Below are 20,740 nucleotides of genomic sequence, written 5' to 3'. Positions count from 1 at the left end.
TAGGGTCGAGGGCATGAGCACTGCACAGGAAACCGTCGAGTACGCCACCGAGCACACCCCGCGTCTGAGCTGGGCCGAACACGCACCCGAGGTCTACAAGGCGATGGTCCGCCTGGACACCGCCGCGAAGAAGGGGCTGGATGCGAAGCTGTACGAGCTGGTGAAGATCCGCGCCTCGCAGGTCAACCACTGCGCGTTCTGCCTCGACATGCACACCAGGGACGCGCTCGCGGCCGGCGAGAGCGTCGAGCGGATCGTGCAGCTCGGCGCGTGGGAGGAGTCGCGGCACTTCTACACGGAGAAGGAGCTGGCGGCGATCGAGCTGACCGAGGCGGTCACCGTCCTGACGGAGGGCTTCGTCCCGGACGAGGTGTACGAGAAGGCGGCCAGGCACTTCGAGGAGGCCGAGCTGGCGCAGCTGATCGCCGCGATCACGGTGATCAACGCCTGGAACCGGTTCGGCGTGACCACCCGGATGGTGCCGGGCCACTACCGGCCGGGACAGCACGCGTGACGGCCGCCCCCGCCGCGGGACCCGGGAGGCCGGCCGCGCCGGGCGGGGCGGACGCGTTCCGCGCGCTGCACCGGGGGCGTGCCCCGGGCGACCCGCTGGTCCTGCCCGGGCCGTGGGACGCGGCCAGTGCCCGGGTGTTCGCGGAGGCGGGGTTCCCCGCGCTGGCCACGCCCAGTGCCGGGGTGGCCGCCTCCCTGGGGTACGCCGACGGGGCCACCCCGGCCGACGAGATGTTCGCGGCGGTCGCGCGGATCACCCGGGCCGTGGACGTGCCGGTGTCGGCGGACGTCGAGGGCGGCTACGGGCTCCGGCCCGAGGAGCTGGTGGAGCGGCTGCTGGAGGCGGGGGCCGTCGGCTGCAACCTGGAGGACTCCGCGGGGGGCGTCCTGAAGGACCCGCACGAGCACGCCGACTATCTGGCCGAGGTCCGCTCGGCCGCCGCCGGCCGGCTCTTCGTCAACGCCCGCGTGGACACCTTCGTGCACGGCGACGGCGATCCCGGGCGTGCCGTCGAGCGGGCGGCGGCGTACGTGGCGGCGGGCGCGGACTGCGTGTATCCGATCCTCGCCCCGCAGGCCGTGCTGCCGCTGCTGCGGGCCGGGATCCGGGGCCCGCTGAACGCGCTGGCCCGGCTGGACGGGAGCGGCCCCTCGCCCGCCGCGCTCGGCGAACTCGGGGCCACCCGCGTCACGTTCGGGCCGGGGTTCCAGCTGCGGGCCGCGGCCGCCCTGCGGGAGATCGCCGCGGGGGTTGGCTGAACCGGCTCAGGACAGCCACTTCTTCCACACGTCGGGGTGGCTGTCCACCCACTTCTTCGCCGCGTCCTCGGGGCTGAGCTTCTCCTGCGCGATCAGCAGCGCGACCTCGTCCTGGTCCTGGGTCGTCCACCGGAACTTCTTCAGGAAGGCCGCCGCCTTGCCGCCGGACTTCGCGAAGTCCGCGTTGAGGTACTTCTGGAGCGGGGTGTGCGGGTAGGCGCAGGCGATCTTCGCCGCGTCCGCGTCGCAGCCCTCCTTGTACGGCGGCAGCTTCACCTCCGTCATGGGGACCTTCTTGAACAGCCACTGCGGCGAGTACCAGTACGTCAGGAAGGGCTTCCTGTCCTTGGCGAACTGCTTGATCTGGGTGATCTGCGCCGCCTCGGAACCGGCGAAGACGACCTGGTAGTTCAGCTTCAGGTTCTTCACCAGCGCCTTGTCGTTGGTGACGTAGGACGGGGAGCCGTCCATCAGCTGGCCCTTGCCGCCGCTCTCCGCGGTGCGGAACAGCGAGGCGTACTTGTTCAGGTTCCGCCAGTCGGTGATGTCGGGGTGCTGCTTGACCAGGTAGGTCGGCACGTACCAGCCGATGTGGCCGGTCACCCCGAGGTCGCCGGCGTGCCGGATCGTCCTCTTGTCCTCGACGTACCGCTTCTCCTGGTCCGGGTGGCCCCAGTCCTCCAGGAGGGCGTCGACCCGGCCCTGGCTGAGGGCGTCCCAGGCGGGCACCTCGTCGACCTGGACGGTGTCGACGCGGTAGCCCAGCTTGTGTTCGAGGATGTACTGGGCGACGGCCACGTTGGCCTGGGCGCCCACCCAGGACTGCACGGACAGCGTGACGCTCTTCGCGCCCTGGGCGTTGGCGAACGGGCTGGCCTGCTTGGTCATGTCGGCGGCGCCGCAGCCGGTGGTCAGACCCAGGACCGCGAGGGCGACGGCGACCGGGCCGGTCGTACGGAATCGACGGAATCGCATGTCAGGCTCCCTTCTTCGCGCGGCGCCCGGTCGGCTGGGTCACCCGGTCGAGCATCAGGCCCAGGCAGACGATGGCGGCGCCGGCCACCAGGCCGGTCGCCAGGTCGCCCTGGGCGAGACCGAAGGCGACGTCGTAGCCGAGGGCGCCGCCGCCGACCAGACCGCCGATGATGACGACGGCGAGGACCAGGACCACGCCCTGGTTGACGGCGAGCAGCAGCGAACGCCGGGCGAGCGGGAGCTGGACCTGCCAGAGCTGCTGGCGGCCGGTCGCGCCGAGCGAGCGCGCGGACTCCAGGGCGGCCTGGTCGACCTGGCGCAGGCCCTGCGCGGTGATCCGGACGACGGCCGGCAGGGCGTAGACGACGGCCGCGGCGACGGCGGGGGCGCGGCCGACGCCGAACAGGGCGACGACCGGGATCAGGTACACGAACTGCGGCATGGTCTGGAAGACGTCCAGGACGGGGCGCAGCGCACGCTCGACGCGGTCGCTGCGGGCCGCGGCGATGCCGGTGGCGAAGCCCAGGACGAGGGTGACGGCCACGGCGGCCAGCACCTGGGAGAGGGTGTCCAGGGACGGCTCCCACACACCGAGCACCCCGATCGCGGCCATGGCGAGGACGGCGGTCAGCGCGGTGCGCCAGGTGCCGATCAGCCAGGCCAGGGCGGCCACGATCAGCAGGACCGACCACCAGGGCAGCCACTGCAGACCGGAGCGGACCGGGTCGAGGACCCAGGTGGTGAAGTGGGCCGCCCACTCGGCGGTGCCGCCGACGACGGGGACACCGGAGTACAGGTGGTCGACCATCCAGTCCTTCGCGGTGTTCACCGGACCGGCGATGTCCAGGGTGGCGCCGGCGGGCCAGTCGAGGGCGCCGAGCAGCCGGGCGGCCAGCGCGACGGCCACGGTGACGGCGAGGGCGTACGGCCAGCCGATCGTGCGGGAACGGGTGTGCCCGTCCCCGGCGGCCGCGGTGACGCGGTCCAGGACGACGGCGAGCAGCACGATCGGGATGCCGGCCGCGAGGGCCGCCCCTACGTCGACCGAGGCGAGGGCCTGGTAGACGCGGTCACCGAGACCGCCGGCGCCGATGACCGAGGCGATGACGGCCATGCCCAGCGCCATCATGATCGTCTGGTTGAGGCCGAGGAGGAGTTCCTTGCGGGCCAGCGGGATCCGGGCGGTCAGCAGCCGCTGGCGACGGGTGGCGCCGAGCGACTCCACGGCCTCCAGGACTTCGGGGTCGGCTCCGCGCAGGCCGAGCGCGGTCAGGCGGGCCATCGGCGGGGCGGCATAGACCACGGTGGCGAGGACGGCCGCGGGGACGCCGATGCCGAAGACCAGGACGACGGGGAGGAGGTAGGCGAACGCCGGGAGCACCTGCATGGTGTCCAGCACCGGGCGCAGGGCGCGGTCCAGGCGGTCGGAGAGACCGGCGGCGAGGCCCAGGAGCACGCCCACGGCCACGGAGACGAGGACCGCCACGACCATGAGTGCGAGGGTCTGCATGGTGGGGATCCACATGCCGAGGACGCCGCAGGCGAGGATCGCCGCGGCGGTGCCGGCGGCCAGCCGGACACCGGCCACGCGCCAGGCGACGAGGGCGCCGAGGACCGTCACGCCGGCCCAGCCCGCGGCGAGCAGGGTGAGGTAGACGGCGCGGACGGAGAGGACGACCGCGTTGCTGACGTACCCGAAGAAGTACAGGAACAGGGGGTGGCTGTCCCGGTTGTCGATGACCCAGTCGCTGGCGCCGGCCAGCGGCTTGGAGAGGTCGACGGTGAGGGCGTGGGGCCAGCTGGCGCCGGGCCAGTGGGTGGCCGCCCACGGGGCGAGGACCGCGGCGACGAGGGCGAGCAGGAGGAGCTTGCCCGCGGCCCGGCTTCTGAGGACGCGGGGCTTGTCGGCGCGGGAGGTGGGGACGGTGAGCGTTGCCATCAGACGGCCTCCGGACTGGTCCGGGGGCGCGGCGGTGCCGCCTGCCCGCTCTTGCCGGGGGCGCCGTCGGCGGCGGCCGCCGTCCGGGCGGCGGCGGTGTCGGCCGCCGCGGGGACGGGCTTCGCGGTGGCGTCGGCCGGGGTGGTGCCGGCGGCCGGTGCGGCCGGTGTGGCTTCCGGTGCCGTCGGTGCGGTTTCCGGTGCCGTCGTTCCCGCGACCACCGAGAGGAGGGCGTCGGAGTCCACGACGCCCAGGCAGCGGCCGTCGTCCATGACGCGGGCCGGGGCTCCGGCGCGGGCCACCGCCTCGATGGCCTCGGAGACCGTGGCCTCGGGGCGGACCGCCGGGCCGGTCCCCGGGTCGGCGCCGGACGCGGGGCGCATGGCCGTACGGACCGTCAGCACCTGTTCGCGCGGGACGTCGCGGACGAACTCGCGGACGTAGTCGTCGGCCGGGGAGCCGACGATCTCCTCGGGGGTGCCGAGCTGGACCACCCGGCCGTCGCGCATGAGGGCGATGCGGTCGCCGAGCTTCAGCGCCTCGCTCAGGTCGTGGGTGATGAAGACCATCGTGCGGCCCTCCTCGCGGTGCAGGCGGACCACCTCTTCCTGCATGTCGCGCCGGATGAGCGGGTCGAGCGCGCTGAACGGCTCGTCGAAGAGCAGCACTTCGGGGTCGACCGCGAGGGCGCGGGCGAGGCCGACGCGCTGGCGCTGGCCGCCGGAGAGCTGGCCGGGTCGGCGCTTCTCCATGCCGGCGAGGCCGACCTTGGCGACGACCTCGGCGGCCCGTTCGCGCCGCTCGGCACGGCCGACGCCCTGGATCTCCAGGCCGTAGGCGACGTTGTCGAGGACGGTGCGGTGCGGGAGCAGGCCGAAGTGCTGGAAGACCATGGCGGCGCGGTGGCGCCGCAGTTCGCGCAGGCGGGACTTGTCCATCGCGCGGACGTCCTCGCCGTCGATGGCGATCGTGCCGGCCGTCGGCTCGATCAGCCGGGTCAGACAGCGGACGAGGGTGGACTTGCCGGAGCCGGACAGGCCCATGACGACGAACACCTCGCCCTTGCGCACGTCGAAGGAGACGTCGCGCACGGCGGCGGTGCAGCCGGTGCGGGAGCGGAGCTCGGCGGGGCTCAGCCCGGTCAGTTCCGGGTCGGCGGGGACGCGGCCGGCCTTCGGGCCGAACACCTTCCACAGGCCGTCCACGGAGAAGACGGGGGCGTCGGTGGGGGGCTTGCGTGTGGGAACCGTGAGAGTCATCGGGACTCACCTCCGATCAGGTCGACGGCCTTCTCCCCGACCATGAGCACCCCGATCATCGGGTTCACGGCGGTCATCGTCGGGAAGACGGACGCGTCGGCGATGCGAATGCCGTCCAGGCCGCGGATGCGCAGCTCCGGGTCCACGACGGCGAGTTCGTCGTCGGCGGCGCCCATCCTGCAGGTGCCGGCCGGGTGGTAGACGGTGTGCGCGACCTTGCGGGCGTACTCGCTCAGTTCGGCGTCGCCCTGGACCTCGGGTCCGGGGCACACCTCGCGCTTGAGCCAGCCGGCCAGCGGCTCGCTCCGGGCGATCTCACGGGCGATGCGGATGCCGTCGACCAGGGTCCGGGCGTCGTAGTCGTCCTCGTCGGTGAAGTACCGGAAGTCCAGGGCGGGCTTCACGGCCGGGTCGGCGCTGGTGAGGTAGAGCCGGCCGCGGCTCTTCGGCTTGGGGATGTTGGGGGTCATGGAGACGCCGTACCGCGGGCGTTCGTAGCCGAGGCGCTCGGGGTTGTCGGTGAACGGGATCTGGTAGAAGTGGAACATCAGGTCGGGGCCCGCGTGTTCGGGGTCGCGGCGCACGAACAGACCGGCGTCGGAGTCCATCGCGGAGTTCTCCGGGATGGGGCCGTTCGTCTCCCAGACGATGACGGACTCGGGGTGGTCGAGCAGGTTCTCGCCGACGCCCGGCAGGTCGGCGACGACCGGGATGCCGAGCGCTTCGAGGTCCTCGCGGGGGCCGATGCCCGAGTGCAGCAGCAGGCGCGGGGAGTCGACGGCGCCGGCGCACAGCACGACCTCGTTGCGGGCCCGGATCAGCAGTTCCTCGCCGTCCTTGGTGCGCACGTGGACGCCCTCGGCGCGGGTGCCGTCCAGCTCCAGCCGGTACGCCCAGGTCTCCAGCAGGAGGTGGAGGTTGGGGCGTTCGTCCATGACCGGGTGCAGGTAGGCCACGGAGGCGGAGGACCGCTTGTTGTTCTCCGGGTGGTAGGCGAGGTCGAAGAATCCGACGCCCTCGGTGAACGGCTTGTGGTTGAAGCCCTCGACCCGGGGTACCCCGAGTGCCGACTGGGCGGCGTCGACGAAGTCGCGGGCGATGGCGTTCCGGTCCTTCTCGTCGACGGAGACGATGTTGTTCTTCAGGCGGGCGAAGTAGGCCTCCATGGGGACGGCGCCCCAGCCCTTGGCGCCGGCGGCCTCCCACTCGTCCCAGTCGGAGGGCAGGGGCTTGAAGGAGATGAGGGTGTTGTGGGAGGAACAGCCGCCGAGGACGCGGGCCCGGCTGTGCCGGATGTGGGAGTTGCCGCGGGGCTGTTCGGTGGTCGGGTAGTCGTAGTCGAGGTCGCCGCCGAGCAGACCCATCCAGCGGCGCAGCGTGAGGACGTCGTCGCGATCGACGTCGCTCGGGCCGCCCTCGATGACGGCGACGGTGACGTCGGGGTCCTCGGTGAGGCGGGAGGCGATGACGGAGCCCGCGGTTCCGCCGCCGATGACGACGTAGTCGTAGACATGGGGGGTGTGGGACATGGTGGTACTTACTCCAGGTGGGACGTGCCGCTCGCGCGGTCGGGAGGTCAGCCGGCGAACCAGCGCACGGGCTTGGGCGCGAGGTTCTGGTAGACGTGCTTGGTCTCGCGGTACTCGGCGAGTCCGGCGGGACCCAGTTCGCGGCCGGTGCCGCTCTTGCCGAAGCCGCCCCATTCCGCCTGCGGCAGGTAGGGGTGGAAGTCGTTGATCCAGACGGTGCCGTGGCGCAGCCGCCCGGCGACCCGGCGGGCCTTGCCGGGGTCGGTGGTCCACACGGCGCCGGCGAGGCCGTACTCGGTGTCGTTGGCGAGGAACACCGCCTCGTCCTCCGTGCGGAAGGTCTCCACGGTGAGGACGGGGCCGAAGACCTCCTCGCGCACGACCGCCATGTCGCGGTGGCAGGCGTCGAGGATCGTCGGCTCGTAGAACCAGCCGGTGCCGGGCCGCTGCGGTGCCGGCTGCGGGCGCTTGCCGCCGCAGCGCAGGACCGCGCCCTCGGCGAGGGCGCCCGCCACGTACGTCTCGACCTTGGCGCGCTGCTGCTCGGAGACGAGCGGGCCGCACTCGACGCCGTCCTCGGTGCCGCGGCCGAGCCTGATCCGCTGGGCCCGGCGGGCCAGTTCGGCGACGAAGCGCTCGCGGACGGACTCCTCGACGATGAGCCGGGCGCCGGCCGAGCAGACCTGGCCGCTGTGGATGAAGGCCGCGTTGAGGGCCTGGTCGACGGCGGTGTCGAAGTCCTCCTCGGTGGCGCAGGCGTCGGCGAAGACCACGTTCGGGTTCTTGCCGCCGAGTTCGAGGGCGACCTTCTTCACGGTCGGCGCGGCGGCCTGGGCGACCTTGGTGCCGCTGATCAGACCGCCGGTGAAGGAGACCAGGTCGACGTCGGGGTGCTCGGCGAGCCGGGCGCCGACGGTGTGGCCGGGGCCGGTGACGATGTTGGCCACTCCGGCGGGCAGTCCGGCCTCGGTCAGCAGGTCGATCAGCGCGATGGTGGTCATCGGGGTGATCTCGCTGGGCTTGACGACGAAGGTGTTGCCCGCCGCGAGGGCCGGGGCGATCTTCCAGCTGGCCTGGAGCAGGGGGTAGTTCCAGGGAGTGATCAGCGCGCAGACGCCGACCGGTTCGTGCACCACGACGCTGTGGACGTCGGGCGTCCCCGCGTCGACCACCCGGCCCGGGGACTCGGCGGCCACCTGGTCGGCGAAGTACCGGAAGGCGTCGGCGACACAGTCGATGTCGACGCGGCCCTCCTCGACGGTCTTGCCCGCGTCCCGGCTCTCCAGCAGGCCGAGCTCCTCGCGGTCGCGCACGAGGAGGTCGGCCACGCGGCGCAGCAGCGCGGCGCGCTCGGCGACCGGGGTGCCGGGCCAGGGCCCTGGTCGAAGGCCCGGCGGGCGGCGGCCACCGCCCGGTCGGTGTCCTTCTCGTCACCCTCCGCGACCACGGCGAACGGCCGGGCGTCCGCGGGGTCGAGGATCTCGCGCGTGGCACCGGAGACCGATTCCAGCCACTCGCCCCCCGCGTGAATGGTCGCCTCGGCCTGTCGTATCGTTCTGTCCGCCATGATCGGTATTGCCTTCCGTTCCTGATCCGTGCCCCTGTGTCACACGCATGTCACGCTCGGGGACCGCGAACGCATGCCCGGAGCCCGCGCATTGCATGCGCAATCGGTGGCCGAAAGTGCGCCGCGTCACTGAAAATGCGGTCGAAAACGAACAAAACCGGGCACCTAGCGGGCGCTTGGATGGCTATGGCACGTAAATATCGGTGCACAGTGCAGCCTTGGCGTCACCGCGGCCGGCGCGAACCGGCCGCCCGGCGTCACCCGTGGACGGCCCCGGAACCGCTGGCTACAGTCGGGGGATGGAGACCTTTGACGGCAGTCAAAGAACCGCAGCCCCGGCGTCCCCGGTCCCGGCGGACGACGTGGCCGCCCTCCGCCGCTTCAACCGCTACTTCACGCGCCGTATCGGCGCCCTGGACGACCACTACCTCGGTCAGGACCGGCCGCTCGGTGAGGCCCGGCTGCTCTTCGAGATCGGGGAGGGAGTCTCCCTGCGGGAGCTGCGCGGCCGGCTCGGCCTGGACGCCGGATACCTCAGCCGGATGGCGAAGGCCCTTGAGGCACAGGGGCTGGTGCGCGTCGGCGTACCCCCGCACGACAACCGGCTGCGGGTGATCGAGCCGACCCCGGCCGGCCGCGCCGAGGTCGCCGAGCAGCAGCGGCGCGCCGACGCCCTCGCCGCCGGCCTCCTCGAAGGGCTCGACCCCGCCCGGCGGGCCGAACTGACCGCGGCCCTGACCACCGCGGAACGGCTGCTGCGGCTGGCGTCGATCACCGTCGAGGTGGTCGACGGCGCCTCGCCGGACGCACTGGCCTGCCTGGACGCCTACGCCGCCGACATCGACGCGCGCTTCCCCGAGGGCTTCGACAAGGCCGCCCTGGTGCGGCCCGAGGAGGTGACCGGGGACGCCGGCGCCTTCCTGGTGGCGTACGAGGAGCAGCGCGCCGTCGGCTGCGGGGCGCTGCGCCGGCTGGAGCCGGGGACCGGCGAGATCCGGCACGTGTGGGTGCACCCGCGGGCCCGCCGGCTGGGGCTCGCGCGACGGCTGCTGTCCGGGCTGGAACGGGAGGCGCGGGCACGCGGTCTGGACGCCGTGCGCCTGGACACCCACGCCGAGCTCACCGAGGCCCAGGCGATGTACCGGGCGTGCGGCTACACGGAGATCCCGGCCTACGACGACAACGTCTACGCCTCGCACTGGTTCGAGAAGCGGCTGGGCACCGGTTCGAGAAGCGGCTAGCCGGCTGACTCCCGGAGCATCAGCTCGCGCACGCAGCCGCGCAGCCAGGCGTGCGCGGGGTCGGCGTCGTGCCGGGGGTGCCAGGCGAACCCCAGCTTCACCGCGGGCAGTCGCAGCGGGATCTCGAAGGTGACCAGGCCGAGGGTGTCGGCCAGGGGGCGGCCCCAGTGGCTGACGAGGCCGATCAGGTCGGTCTCGTGCACGACGAAGAGGGAGGCCGGGTAGGAGCCGACGCTGCCCACCACCCGCCGCTGCAGGCCGAGTTCGGCGAGGGCGTCGTCGATCGGGCCCTGCAGCCTGCCGCGCCGGGAGACGATGAGGTGACCCGCCGCCCCGGCGAACCGCTCGGGCGTCAACTCGCCGGTGAGCAGCGGGTGTCCGGCACGCACGACCCCCAGCATGCGGTCCTCGTAGACCGGTTCCACGTGCACCTCGGGCGCGGCCGAGTCGATCACCCCGACCTCCAGGTCGGCGGTGCCCTGGCGCAGGAACGGGGCGTCCAGATGGCTCTCGGACAGGAAGCGCAGCCGGATACCGGGGGCCTCACGCGCGGCACGGGCGAAGAGGGCCGCGCCGTGGGTCGCGGCGATCGCGTCGTGCCCGAGGATCGTGAAGGTGCGGGTGACGTCCCGCAGATCGGCGTCCCGGTCCGGCGCGAACAGGGCCCGGGCCCGCTCCACCACCGCGCTCACCTCGGCCCGCACGGCCAGCGCGTGCGGGGTGGGCACCATCCGGCGTCCGGCACGCACGAGGACCGGGTCGCCGAGCGCCTTGCGGATCCGGCCGAGGGTGCGGCTCATGGCCGGCTCGGACAGGTGGAGCCGGGCGGCGGCGCCCCGCACGCTCTGCTCCTCCAGCAGCACGTCCAGCGCGACCAGCAGATTCAGGTCCAGTCCGGCGGATTGCGTCATGTGCAGGTATTCCTTGCGAAGGTTGCACTGGCAAGCAGGTCACGCGCGAGCCTACGGTGAGAACGCATCCCACACCACCATCCAGCTCCCGGGAGGAGCCGTGCCCCCGCACGCCCTGAAACGCCCCACCCTGCTTTCGCTGTGCGCCTGCGTCCTGGTCGCCCAGAGCATGGTCGCCGCCATCAACCTGCTGATACCGCAGTTGAGTTCGTCGTCCCTGCACCCGTCGCACACCCAGGTCCTGTGGACGGTCGACGCCTACGTCATCGTCTTCGCGGGGCTGCTCGTCCCGGCCGGCGCGCTGGGCGACCGGTACGGCCGCAAGGGCGCCCTGCTCGCCGGGCTCGGCCTGTTCGCGGCGGGCGCCGCCACCAGCGCGCTCGCCACCGGTCCGGCCGTGCTGATCGCGGGCCGGGGACTGTCCGGCGCCGGGGCGGCCCTCATCACCCCGGCCACCCTGTCGATCCTGATGCGGCTGTCCGCACCCGAGCACCGGGCCCGTTCGATGGGCGCCTGGACGCTGTCGATCGGCCTCGGCGGCGCGGCGGGCAACCTGGGCGGCGGGCTCGCCGGCCAGTTCCTCACCTGGCGCGCCCTGTTCGCGGCGATGGTCCCGCTGGCCGTCCTGCTGGCCGTCGCCGTCGTGGTCACGACCCCGCGCACCGAGCGCTCCCCCGACGGCCACCCCGACCCGCTCGGCACCCTGCTGCTGACGACGGGTCTGGTCGCGGTCCTGTTCGGCATCATCGAGGGCCCGGTGCACGGCTGGACCTCCGCGCGCATCCTCGGCGCCTTCACGGCGGGCGCGCTGCTGATCGCGGGCTTCACCGGACACGCCCTGCGCTCCCCGGCCCCGCTGTTCGACCCGCGCGCCTTCGCCTCGGCTCGGCTGCGGGCGGCCTGTCTCGGCACGGCCACCGGCTTCTTCGGGCTGTTCTCCCTCTTCTACGTCAACTCGCAGTACCTGCAGGGTGTGAAGGGGTTCGGCGCCGCCGTCACCGGACTGGCGATCATGCCGCTGGTGTTCGGGATGGCGGCCACCCAGAAGCTGGCCACCCGCTGGGCCGGCCACCCCCGGGCCGTCGTCGGCACCGGTCTCGCCCTGATCGGCCTCGGCCTGCTCGGCGCGTCCACGGCGGACGCGGGCACGCCCTACGCGGTGTTCGTCTGCTGGCTGCTGGTCATCTCGGCCGGCGCCGGACTGTCCATGCCGGCCCTCACCCTGGGCGTGGTCACCTCGCTCCCGCCCCACCGGGCGGGCCTCGGCTCGGGTCTCGGTACGACGGCCCGGGAGACGGGTGCCGCACTGGGCGTCGCCGTCACCGGCACCGTCCTGTCCGCGCACGCCGACCTGCCGCACGGCATGGGGCCGGCGCTGCGGACGGTGGGTGTGGTGGTGCTGGCCGCCACGGCGCTCGTGGTGGCCGGGTACGGCCCGCCCGCCCGGAGGGTGCCGCGCTACGCGGCCGACGGCACCGCGGCCCCCTGAGGTGCGGGGCCGTCCCGGTGGGCGGCGCGGGCGCGAACCGGCCACGACGGACCCGCACACGACGAACGCTCGGCACCCCTGGGACGGGGTGCCGAGCGTCGGCCGCGTGGTGCGGAAGTCCTAGAGCAGGCCGAGGGAGCGAACCGCCTCGCGCTCCTCCGCCAGCTCCTGGACGGACGCGTCGATGCGGGCGCGGGAGAACTCGTTGATGTCCAGGCCCTGGACGATCTCGTACTTGCCGTCCTTGGTGGTGACCGGGAAGGAGGAGATCAGGCCCTCCGGGACGCCGTAGGAGCCGTCCGACGGGATGCCCATGGAGGTCCAGTCGCCGTCGGCGGTGCCGTTGACCCAGGTGTACACGTGGTCGATGGCGGCGTTGGCGGCGGAGGCGGCCGACGAGGCACCGCGGGCCTCGATGATCGCGGCACCGCGCTTGGCGACGGTCGGGATGAAGTCCTCGGCCAGCCACCTCTCGTCGTTGACGACCTCGGCGGCGTTCTTGCCGGCCACGGTGGCGTGGAAGATGTCCGGGTACTGGGTGGCGGAGTGGTTGCCCCAGATGGTCAGGCGCTTGATGTCGGCGACCGTGGAGCCCGTCTTCTTCGCGAGCTGGGTCAGCGCGCGGTTGTGGTCCAGGCGGGTCATCGCGGTGAAGCGCTCGGCCGGCACGTCCGGCGCGGCGGCCTGGGCGATCAGCGCGTTGGTGTTGGCCGGGTTGCCGACGACGAGGACCTTGATGTCGTCCGCGGCGTGGTCGTTGATGGCCTTGCCCTGCGGCTTGAAGATGCCGCCGTTGGCCTCCAGCAGGTCACCGCGCTCCATGCCCTTGGTCCGCGGACGGGCGCCCACCAGCAGGGCCACGTTCGCGCCGTCGAAGGCCACGTTCGGGTCGTCGGTGATCTCGATGCCCTGGAGCAGCGGGAAGGCGCAGTCGTCCAGCTCCATGGCCGTGCCCTCGGCGGCCTTCAGCGCGGGGGTGATCTCCAGGAGGCGCAGCTTGACCGGTACGTCCGCGCCGAGCAGCTGGCCGGAGGCGATGCGGAAGAGCAGGGCGTAACCGATCTGGCCGGCCGCGCCGGTGACGGTGACGTTCACGGGAGTGCGGGTCATGGCGTTCTCCGTATGACAGCTGGCGGTGGGGCGTCACTGCCCCGGGCGGATGATCGATCTCTTGGTATCAAGAGATCGATCCAGCGGTCAGGCTATCGCGCATCCGGCATGCGAGACGTCCCGGGCCGTGTGGCTCACCCCACAAGAGGATCACCGGGGCGGGACGCCGGGGGCGGCGGGGCCGCGGGGGACGAAAAGGCGGCCGCCCGTCCGGGAGAGGAGGGACGGAGACGGCCGCCGGTGGGGGTACCGAAACACCGGACTCCCGTGGGGGTACTGCTCGCGTGCCCGGGATCGGGTCCGCCATGCGCGCCGGAAGGGAATTTCACCCTTCCGGCTCCCCGGGGCGGTGCCTACCGCGCGCGAGGAGCCGTACGGACACGGACGGCCGTCACGGCGTGCAGCCGGTCCGCCCGGACGCCAGGGTCGCGCAGGCCTTGGCCTCCGCCGGGTTCTTCACGGCGACCATCGGGGTGTACGCGATGGCGTCCCCCACGGCGGTGATCTCCCCGGTCTGCTTCACCTTGCCCGAGGACACCTGCACCTCGTCGCCCTGTGTGGCACCGGTGATGCGGCCCCAGACGGTGCCGCACGACTTGCTGTAGCGGACCTCCAGGGTGGTGGTGCCGACGGTGGCGGTCTTGGCGGTGGTGACCAGGTCGCCGCTGCACCCCATGGCCTCGGCGTCCTTGCCGTCGCACGCGGAGCCGGCGCACTTCACGCCGGGCGGCAGCTTGACGTGGGCGCTGGCGGAGGGGGCGGGGGACTTGGCGGCGCCGCCCTTCCCGCCGTGGCCGCCCTGGTTCACGAACCAGAGGACGCCGGCGACGACGACGAGCACGCCGACGAGCCCCGCGAGGAACATCGTCAGCCGCTGCCGGCGGCCCGGACCCCCGGCGGAGGCGCGGTCCGCGGGCCGGGGCGCCCCCGGCTGCCCCTGGTGCGGGACCGGGATGCCCGGGACCGGGATGCCCGGGGCGGGGTACCCGGGGCCTGCGTGCCCGGGCTGCGTGCCGGGAGCCGGAGTGCCCGGAGCCGGGCCGGGACCGTCGACCGGGGCCGGGGGCCGTATCCCCGTGCCGGGACGGCTGCTCGCCGGCGAGGGACCTCTGTACCCGGCCAGCTTCCAGGAGTTGACGCCCGAGTCCGCGCCGTCCGCGCCGTCCGCGGCGTCGGCCGGTTCGCCGCCCGCCTCCTCGCGGGCGTCGCCGCCTGCGTCGGGGGCCGCCGGCCGGACGGGGACCGCCGGGGAGACGCCGGCCGGACCGGCCACGCCCGGGGTCACGGCGGTGCCGCCGCCCTGGCCCGCGGACGGGCCGCCGGTCGCCTCGGCCGCCCCGAAGTCGCCCAGCGCGGCCCGCGCCTGGGAGATCCGGATCGCCTCCATGGTGCGGTCGTGCCGCATCTCCGCCCGGCTCCAGGCCCGTTCGGCCAGCTCCCACATGGTGGTGAGATGGACCGGGCTGGAGCCGGTGACCTCGGAGAGCGCGACGATCGCGCCCTTGGGCGCGAGGAGCCGGCCGCTCAGATAACGCTCCCAGGACGTCTTGCTGTATCCCGTACGGTCGGCCAGTGCCGCGATGCTCAGGCCGCTGCGGTCCACGAGCCGGCGCAGCTGGCTCGTGAACTCCTTGATCTGCGGGTCCAGATCCTCGGGCAGATCTTTCCAGCGAGGCATCGTTTCCCCCTCTTCCCCCCGGTCGGTGCATGTCGTCTCGCGCGCGGCCCCCCGGCTCGCCCCCGCGTGCCGGTACATGTGCCGGCTACCCACAGGGATGCGCTGACCAAGGATCCCAGTTCCCGGTGCGGGGGCGCACGGGGGCATGGGTCGCCGCGGCGGTGCACCCGGTACCACGAGGTCTTCGTAACGTATCCCGAACTGTCAATACGTCGACACCTGAACGGCACAGGCGGGGGTGCGCGCGGACACCGTAGCGGAACGGTCACTTCCGTGCCACAGCGCGGGGACAGGCGTTGAACAGGGAGTTCCCGAGGCGGAAGGCTGTCCCCGGCGGCGGTTCGTCCTTGCTCGGGGGAGGGGACGGGCCGCCGCTCCCGTGTCCGGCGGGGCTCAGCCGCCCGGGGTCAGCATGACTCCTGCCCGAGCAGGACGGCGACCACGGCCATCGCGACCGCGATCAACGTGTCCACGACGAGCGGGCGGGGGGTCCTCGGTCGCATCGCCGCAGGGTAACGCCCGGTGACGGGACACGGAGTCAACCGCTCGCGGTACCGCGGAAGTTGCAGACGCCCCTCGCCTACCGCCGCGGGTGGCCGGGGAGTTCGGCCGCGGGGCCGACGCGGCGCGCGGGCGGTCCGCCGTAGCGTCGGCGACGGGGAGGCACCGGTGGCCCGCACCCCGGGGGAGGTGCGGGCCACCGGTACTGCCGGCTTCGCTATCTGCTGATCGTGAAGTGCAGGATCCCCTTCACGAACGGGATCCGCAGCCACGGGTCGGGCTGCGCCATCAGCGCCAGCAGGACGATCACCACGCCGAGGATGCCGTAGGTCACGATGTCCGTGAAGCGGGACCGGACGGCGAGCATGCCGACGCTCGGCAGGACCCAGCGCAGGACCGCGCCGGCCAGCAGGGCGGCACCGACCACCAGCATGCCGATGCGGAACACGTCGAGCGCGGTCAGCAGCAGGCCGAGCGCGACCGTCGACAGCACGACGAGCATGGGCCACTGCCGGGCGGGCGCCGGGGCGTCGCCGGGGGCCGCCCGGCCGCCGCCCTCGGGGCGTGCGGTGTCCTTGGTGAACAGCGGGAAGCGGCGCGTGGTCCGCCGCGGGCGCCCCTCGGCATCGGGGGCGCTGATCGCGTCGCGGACGGTCGGCTCACCGCCGCGCGTCTCATCGACCGGCACTGCGCTCCGCCGCCTCGACCACGTTGACCAGCAGCTGGGCCCGGGTCATCGGACCGACCCCGCCGGGGTTCGGGGAGATCCAGCCGGCCACCTCCAGCACGTCCGGGTGGACGTCGCCGACGATCTTCCCCTCGGCGTTGCGGGAGACGCCGACGTCCAGGACGGCCGCGCCCTCCTTGACGTCCTCGGCGCGGATCAGGTGCGGGAAGCCGGCGGCCGCGACGATGATGTCGGCCCGCTTCAGGTGCGCGGACAGGTCCCGGGTGCCGGTGTGGCACTGGGTCACGGTGGCGTTCTCGCTGCGCCGGGTCAGCAGCAGCGGCATGGGGCGGCCGATGGTCACACCGCGGCCGACGACCACGACCTCGGCGCCCTTGATCTCCACGCCGTGGGCGCGCAGCAGGGTGATGATGCCGTTGGGGGTGCAGGGCAGCGGGGCCGGCTCGTTGAGGACCAGCCGCCCGAGGTTCATCGGGTGCAGGCCGTCGGCGTCCTTGGCCGGGTCCATCAGCTCCAGGATGCGGTTCTCGTCGATGCCCTTGGGCAGCGGCAGCTGGACGATGTAGCCGGTGCAGGCCGGGTCCTCGTTCAGCTCGCGGACGACCGCCTCGATCTCCTCCTGGGTGGCCGTGGCCGGCAACTCCCGCTGGATGGAGGCGATACCGACCTGCGCGCAGTCGCGGTGCTTGCCCGCGACGTACTTCTGGCTGCCGGGGTCGTCCCCGACCAGGATCGTGCCGAGGCCGGGCGTGACGCCCTTCTCCTTCAGCGCCGCCACGCGGGCGGTCAGATCGGACTTGATCGCGGCTGCGGTGGCCTTGCCATCGAGAATCTGGGCGGTCATGGGTCCATCCTCGCGGATGACCCGGCCCCGGTTCCAATCCGGGTCGCCGGACAGCTCTCCCCGTCTTTTGTCACCGCATGATCCGGGATGTGTCACCTCATGATCAGTGATGTTGCACTTGCACAACACATGCCGATTCCGGCTGGACAAGTAAGAGCCTGCTAAAGAACGATGAGCACACAGTGCCGCGGGCAGTGCCGGGGGGACGGACCGCATCTGTAGAACTCTCCTCCGAACCGTGCCGCGCGTTCGTCCCCGCACTTGAGCAACGGAGGAACACCGCCATGAGCTTCGGCGACCCGAACAACCCCTACGGCCCGCCCCCGCCCCAGCCCCCGTCGGCCGCTCCCGGCTACGGCTACCCGCAGGCGCCGGCCGGCCCGCCGCAGGGCTACGGCTACCCGCAGCAGCCCGCCTACCCCGGCTACCCGGGCGGCAACGCGATGCCCCAGTCGATGCCGGGTCTGCTCGTGACGGCCCGGGTGTTCCTGTACCTGATCTCCGCCGTGCAGATCATCGGCGGCCTGATCTGGCTGTACGTGGCGGCCTTCGTCAACGACGTCTCGAACAAGGCGGACGACCTGGGCAGCTCCTCCTCGGACAACCCGTTCACCGCGATCGGCGAGGGCGGTCACACCGCCGCGGGCCTGATCGTGTTCTTCGCGCTGATCGCGCTGGGCCTGGCGGCGCTGTCCATCACGCTGGGCGTGAAGTTCGGCCGTGGTGGCCAGGGCGTGCGCATCACGACGGTGGTCTACGGCGCGCTCGGCGGCATCCTCGGCCTGATCATGCTGTTCGCGGGCATGGACTCCGGTCTCGCCTCGGCCGTCATCTTTCCGCTGATCTGGGTGGTGTTCGCGGCCGTCATCACCGCGGCGCCGGTCGTTCCGAGCGGTACCGCCTGGTTCAACCGCCCGCGCTACTGAGCGGGCGACCGCCACAGGCGTCGACCGGGCTGCTCCTCCCGTTGCGGGAGGACAGCCCGGTCGCCTTTTCCGGGCCGTCTACGGCCGTTGCGGCAGCACCGGGCGGCCACGGCGGCCGGGCGGGGGTACGTCAGCGGTCCGGCCCGGAATGCCACCGGAAGGACGCGAGACCGGCCGGCTCCTCGGCGGCGGCGCCGTCCGCCGAGGTGCGGACGGCCCCGGACCGCCGGCGGACGAGGCCGCCGAGCACGACGATCGCGGCGAGCAGCACGGCGATCAGGCAGACGAGACCGAGCACGACGGCGGCCAGGCCCACCAGCCCGTAGCCCGCCAGCCGCGCCACCATCTCGATCGGGTTCATGCATCCGCAGGCCTGCATGGGGTGATCCTGCCCGCCGGGGCGGCGGCGGGCAGGGGGCCGTGTCCGTACGGTGCTCAGGAAGTGCCCGTTCCGGTACCGGAGCGGGCACTTCCCCGAGCGGCGGAACTCAGTGGAAGAAGTGGCGCGTGCCCGTGAAGTACATGGTCACGCCCGCCTCCTTGGCGGCCTCGACGACCTGCTCGTCACGGATCGAGCCGCCCGGCTGGACGATCGCCCGGACACCGGCCTCGATGAGGATCGCGGGGCCGTCGGGGAAGGGGAAGAACGCGTCGGAGGCCGCGTAGGCGCCGCGGGCCCGCTCCTCACCGGCCCGCTCGACGGCCAGCTTGCAGGAGTCCACGCGGTTGACCTGGCCCATGCCGACGCCGACCGAGGCGCCGTCCTTGGCGAGCAGGATCGCGTTGGACTTCACCGCACGGCACGCCTTCCAGGCGAAGGCCAGCTGCGCCAGCTCCTCGGCGGAGAGCGCCTCACCGCTGGCCAGCGTCCAGTTGGCCGGGTCGTCGCCCTCGGCCTGGAGACGGTCGGCGACCTGGAGCAGCGCGCCGCCGTCGATGGGCTTGACGTCCACCGGGTGGGCCGGGGCGCCGGGGCAGCGCAGCACGCGGATGTTCTTCTTCTTGGTGAGGGCCTCCAGCGCGCCCTCCTCGTAGTCCGGCGCCACGATGACCTCGGTGAAGATCTCCGCGACCTGCTCGGCCATCTCCTTGCTGACCGGCCGGTTCACCGCGATCACACCGCCGAACGCGGACAGCGGGTCGCAGGCGTGCGCCTTGCGGTGCGCCTCGGCGACGTCCGCGCCGACCGCGATGCCGCAGGGGTTGGCGTGCTTGATGATCGCGACGCAGGGCTCGTCGTGGTCGTACGCGGCACGGCGCGCGGCGTCCGTGTCCGTGTAGTTGTTGTACGACATCTCCTTGCCGTGCAGCTGCTCGGCCGCCGCGAGGCCGCCCTCGCCGGAGGTGTACAGGGCGGCGGGCTGGTGCGGGTTCTCGCCGTAGCGCAGGGTGTGCGCGCGCTCCAGGGTGGTGCCGATGAACTCGGGGAACGCGGAGTCGTCGGCCGGGGCGTAGGCGGAGGCGAACCACGACGCGACGGCGATGTCGTACTCCGCGGTGTGCCGGAAGGCCTCGGCGGCCAGGCGCTTGCGGGCGGCGAGGTCGAAGCCGCCGTCCTGCACGGCGGCGAGGACGTCGGCGTACCGCTCGGGGCTGGTCACCACGGCCACCGAGGGGTGGTTCTTGGCGGCGGCGCGGACCATCGACGGGCCGCCGATGTCGATCTGCTCCACGCACTCGTCGGGCGAGGCGCCGGAGTCGACGGTCTCCCGGAACGGGTAGAGGTTGACGACGACCAGGTCGAACGGTTCGACGCCCAGCTCGGCGAGCTGTTCGCGGTGGCTGTCCAGCCGCAGGTCGGCGAGGATGCCCGCGTGCACCCGCGGGTGCAGGGTCTTCACCCGGCCGTCGAGGCACTCGGGGAAGCCGGTGAGCTCCTCGACCTTGGTGACGGGGACACCGGCGGCGGCGATCCGGCCGGCCGTGGAGCCGGTGGAGACGAGCTCGACGCCCGCCTCGTGCAGCCCGCGCGCGAGGTCCTCGAGACCGGTCTTGTCGTAGACGCTGACGAGCGCGCGACGGATGGCCCGCTTGTTGCTCTCCGCGGTCACTGGATAACTACCTTTCGTCCCTCAATGCGATAGCCGTTGCGGGCGAGCCGCCCCACGACCTCGACGAGCAGCCTTCGCTCGACTTCCTTGATGCGCTCGTGCAGCGCGCTCTCGTCGTCCTCGTCCCTGACCTCGACCACGCCCTGGGCGATGATCGGTCCGGTGTCGACGCCGTCGTCGACGAAGTGGACGGTGCAGCCGGTGACCCTGGCGCCGTACGCGAGCGCGTCACGGACGCCGTGGGCCCCGGGAAAACTGGGCAGCAGCGCCGGGTGGGTGTTCACGAACCGTCCGCCGTAGCGGGCGAGGAACTCCTTGCCGACGATCTTCATGAACCCGGCGGAGATCACGAGGTCGGGCTCGTGGGCGGCCACGGCCTCGGTGAGGGCGGCGTCCCACTCCTCCCGGCCGGCGTGGTCCTTGACCTTCCGCACGAAGGTCGGCAGTCCGGCGCGCTCGGCGCGGGCCAGCCCCTCGACACCGTCGCGGTCTGCCCCGACGGCGACGACCCGGGCGCCGTACGCCTCGGCTCCGACGCGCTCGATCTCGTCCAGGAGCGCCTGGAGGTTCGTGCCGGATCCGGAGACCAGCACGACGAGGCGCTTGACCGCTGGGCCAGCGGGGGTGGCGGCCACGGTGGGGCCCTTTCTCGGGGTGGTGATCTGTCCGGCCGGCGGCTTGTACGTTCGCACGAATGCTTCACGCTTCCCGATACGGGGAAGTCTACGAAGCGGCCGGCCGTCAGCAACGATACCGGCAC

Annotated in this window: 17 protein-coding genes and 1 pseudogene; 5 read left to right on the top strand and 13 right to left on the bottom strand. The window is 72.9% G+C overall.

Annotated features, from left to right (window positions below):
- Positions 1–13: 13 nt before the first annotated feature.
- Both N8I86_RS23405 and N8I86_RS23400 read left to right on the top strand, forming a co-directional pair.
- Positions 14–514 carry a carboxymuconolactone decarboxylase family protein gene (locus N8I86_RS23405; RefSeq protein ID WP_263278632.1) on the top strand — a complete coding sequence of 167 codons (501 nt, stop codon included), beginning with the start codon at positions 14–16 and terminating at the stop codon, positions 512–514.
- Positions 511–1,272, top strand: a complete 762-nt coding sequence (locus tag N8I86_RS23400; RefSeq protein ID WP_263278631.1) for an isocitrate lyase/PEP mutase family protein — start codon at positions 511–513, stop codon at positions 1,270–1,272. Before N8I86_RS23405 ends, N8I86_RS23400 begins: the two co-directional genes overlap by 4 nt.
- Before the next feature lie 6 nt (positions 1,273–1,278).
- On the opposite strand, the gene N8I86_RS23395 is transcribed toward N8I86_RS23400, so the two are convergent.
- From N8I86_RS23395 to N8I86_RS23375, 5 genes and pseudogenes are all read right to left on the bottom strand, one after another.
- Complete coding sequence (locus N8I86_RS23395) at positions 1,279–2,247, bottom strand: ABC transporter substrate-binding protein (protein ID WP_263278630.1); 969 nt, start codon at positions 2,245–2,247, stop codon at positions 1,279–1,281.
- Position 2,248: 1 nt separating this feature from the next.
- The gene (locus N8I86_RS23390) at positions 2,249–4,186 is read right to left on the bottom strand and encodes an ABC transporter permease (protein ID WP_263278629.1); all 1,938 of its coding nucleotides are present in this window, start codon (positions 4,184–4,186) and stop codon (positions 2,249–2,251) included.
- Positions 4,186–5,445 (bottom strand): quaternary amine ABC transporter ATP-binding protein, encoded by a 1,260-nt coding sequence (locus tag N8I86_RS23385; RefSeq protein WP_263278628.1) that lies wholly within the window; start codon positions 5,443–5,445, stop codon positions 4,186–4,188. The genes N8I86_RS23390 and N8I86_RS23385 overlap by 1 nt, the downstream gene beginning before the upstream one ends.
- Positions 5,442–6,974: a GMC family oxidoreductase gene (locus tag N8I86_RS23380; protein ID WP_073888786.1), complete on the bottom strand. Its 1,533-nt coding sequence runs from the start codon at positions 6,972–6,974 to the stop codon at positions 5,442–5,444. Before N8I86_RS23380 ends, N8I86_RS23385 begins: the two co-directional genes overlap by 4 nt.
- A 47-nt stretch (positions 6,975–7,021) precedes the next feature.
- Positions 7,022–8,541, bottom strand: a pseudogene (locus N8I86_RS23375) (aldehyde dehydrogenase family protein).
- A gap of 299 nt (positions 8,542–8,840) precedes the next feature.
- Here N8I86_RS23375 and N8I86_RS23370 point away from each other — a divergent pair.
- Positions 8,841–9,782, top strand: coding sequence for a bifunctional helix-turn-helix transcriptional regulator/GNAT family N-acetyltransferase (locus tag N8I86_RS23370; protein ID WP_263278627.1), 942 nt, complete (start codon positions 8,841–8,843; stop codon positions 9,780–9,782).
- Here N8I86_RS23370 and N8I86_RS23365 read toward each other — a convergent pair.
- The gene (locus tag N8I86_RS23365) at positions 9,779–10,693 is read right to left on the bottom strand and encodes a LysR family transcriptional regulator (RefSeq protein ID WP_073888780.1); all 915 of its coding nucleotides are present in this window, start codon (positions 10,691–10,693) and stop codon (positions 9,779–9,781) included. The two genes, N8I86_RS23370 and N8I86_RS23365, sit on opposite strands and share 4 nt — an antisense overlap.
- 100 nt (positions 10,694–10,793) lie before the next feature.
- Here N8I86_RS23365 and N8I86_RS23360 point away from each other — a divergent pair, with 100 nt between their 5' ends.
- A complete protein-coding gene (locus tag N8I86_RS23360; RefSeq protein WP_263278626.1) occupies positions 10,794–12,182 on the top strand; it encodes an MFS transporter in 1,389 nt (462 codons plus the stop codon).
- Between the two features lie 120 nt (positions 12,183–12,302).
- On the opposite strand, the gene N8I86_RS23355 is transcribed toward N8I86_RS23360, so the two are convergent.
- From N8I86_RS23355 to N8I86_RS23340, 4 genes are all read right to left on the bottom strand, one after another.
- On the bottom strand, positions 12,303–13,292 hold the full coding sequence (locus N8I86_RS23355; protein ID WP_263278625.1) for a malate dehydrogenase: 990 nt from the start codon (positions 13,290–13,292) through the stop codon (positions 12,303–12,305).
- A 391-nt stretch (positions 13,293–13,683) separates the two neighbouring features.
- Complete coding sequence (locus N8I86_RS23350) at positions 13,684–14,970, bottom strand: helix-turn-helix domain-containing protein (RefSeq protein WP_263278624.1); 1,287 nt, start codon at positions 14,968–14,970, stop codon at positions 13,684–13,686.
- Positions 14,971–15,688: 718 nt separating this feature from the next.
- Positions 15,689–16,159 carry a DUF3017 domain-containing protein gene (locus N8I86_RS23345; protein ID WP_073888773.1) on the bottom strand — a complete coding sequence of 157 codons (471 nt, stop codon included), beginning with the start codon at positions 16,157–16,159 and terminating at the stop codon, positions 15,689–15,691.
- Entirely contained in the window at positions 16,146–17,003 is an 858-nt protein-coding gene (locus tag N8I86_RS23340) for a bifunctional methylenetetrahydrofolate dehydrogenase/methenyltetrahydrofolate cyclohydrolase (protein WP_073888771.1), read from the bottom strand. Before N8I86_RS23340 ends, N8I86_RS23345 begins: the two co-directional genes overlap by 14 nt.
- A 284-nt stretch (positions 17,004–17,287) precedes the next feature.
- Between N8I86_RS23340 and N8I86_RS23335 the strand changes: the two genes are divergently transcribed.
- Positions 17,288–17,929, top strand: coding sequence for a hypothetical protein (locus N8I86_RS23335; protein ID WP_263278623.1), 642 nt, complete (start codon positions 17,288–17,290; stop codon positions 17,927–17,929).
- A 130-nt stretch (positions 17,930–18,059) separates the two neighbouring features.
- On the opposite strand, the gene N8I86_RS23330 is transcribed toward N8I86_RS23335, so the two are convergent.
- The 3 genes from N8I86_RS23330 to purN all read right to left on the bottom strand — a co-directional run bounded on the left by N8I86_RS23330 (position 18,060) and on the right by purN (position 20,615).
- On the bottom strand, positions 18,060–18,308 hold the full coding sequence (locus tag N8I86_RS23330) for a hypothetical protein (RefSeq protein ID WP_263278622.1): 249 nt from the start codon (positions 18,306–18,308) through the stop codon (positions 18,060–18,062).
- A gap of 109 nt (positions 18,309–18,417) precedes the next feature.
- Positions 18,418–19,980 (bottom strand): bifunctional phosphoribosylaminoimidazolecarboxamide formyltransferase/IMP cyclohydrolase, encoded by a 1,563-nt coding sequence (purH, locus tag N8I86_RS23325; RefSeq protein WP_073888765.1) that lies wholly within the window; start codon positions 19,978–19,980, stop codon positions 18,418–18,420.
- Positions 19,977–20,615, bottom strand: a complete 639-nt coding sequence (gene purN, locus N8I86_RS23320) for a phosphoribosylglycinamide formyltransferase (RefSeq protein ID WP_263280144.1) — start codon at positions 20,613–20,615, stop codon at positions 19,977–19,979. The genes purH and purN overlap by 4 nt, the downstream gene beginning before the upstream one ends.
- Positions 20,616–20,740: the final 125 nt, after the last annotated feature.

Source organism: Streptomyces albidicamelliae, assembly GCF_025642175.1.
GTDB lineage: Bacteria > Actinomycetota > Actinomycetes > Streptomycetales > Streptomycetaceae > Streptomyces > Streptomyces albidocamelliae.
This window is presented reverse-complemented; position numbering and strand designations above follow the sequence as displayed.

What these genes read in the sequence shown, in the direction of transcription:
- N8I86_RS23405 (WP_263278632.1), top strand. Translation starts at nt 14, where the DNA reads ATGAGCACTGCACAGGAAACCGTCGAGTACGCCACCGAGCACACCCCG.
- N8I86_RS23395 (WP_263278630.1), bottom strand. Translation starts at nt 2,247, where the DNA reads ATGCGATTCCGTCGATTCCGTACGACCGGCCCGGTCGCCGTCGCCCTC.
- N8I86_RS23390 (WP_263278629.1), bottom strand. Translation starts at nt 4,186, where the DNA reads ATGGCAACGCTCACCGTCCCCACCTCCCGCGCCGACAAGCCCCGCGTC.
- N8I86_RS23385 (WP_263278628.1), bottom strand. Translation starts at nt 5,445, where the DNA reads ATGACTCTCACGGTTCCCACACGCAAGCCCCCCACCGACGCCCCCGTC.
- N8I86_RS23380 (WP_073888786.1), bottom strand. Translation starts at nt 6,974, where the DNA reads ATGTCCCACACCCCCCATGTCTACGACTACGTCGTCATCGGCGGCGGA.
- N8I86_RS23370 (WP_263278627.1), top strand. Translation starts at nt 8,841, where the DNA reads ATGGAGACCTTTGACGGCAGTCAAAGAACCGCAGCCCCGGCGTCCCCG.
- N8I86_RS23365 (WP_073888780.1), bottom strand. Translation starts at nt 10,693, where the DNA reads ATGACGCAATCCGCCGGACTGGACCTGAATCTGCTGGTCGCGCTGGAC.
- N8I86_RS23355 (WP_263278625.1), bottom strand. Translation starts at nt 13,292, where the DNA reads ATGACCCGCACTCCCGTGAACGTCACCGTCACCGGCGCGGCCGGCCAG.
- N8I86_RS23350 (WP_263278624.1), bottom strand. Translation starts at nt 14,970, where the DNA reads ATGCCTCGCTGGAAAGATCTGCCCGAGGATCTGGACCCGCAGATCAAG.
- N8I86_RS23340 (WP_073888771.1), bottom strand. Translation starts at nt 17,003, where the DNA reads ATGACCGCCCAGATTCTCGATGGCAAGGCCACCGCAGCCGCGATCAAG.
- N8I86_RS23335 (WP_263278623.1), top strand. Translation starts at nt 17,288, where the DNA reads ATGAGCTTCGGCGACCCGAACAACCCCTACGGCCCGCCCCCGCCCCAG.
- N8I86_RS23330 (WP_263278622.1), bottom strand. Translation starts at nt 18,308, where the DNA reads ATGCAGGCCTGCGGATGCATGAACCCGATCGAGATGGTGGCGCGGCTG.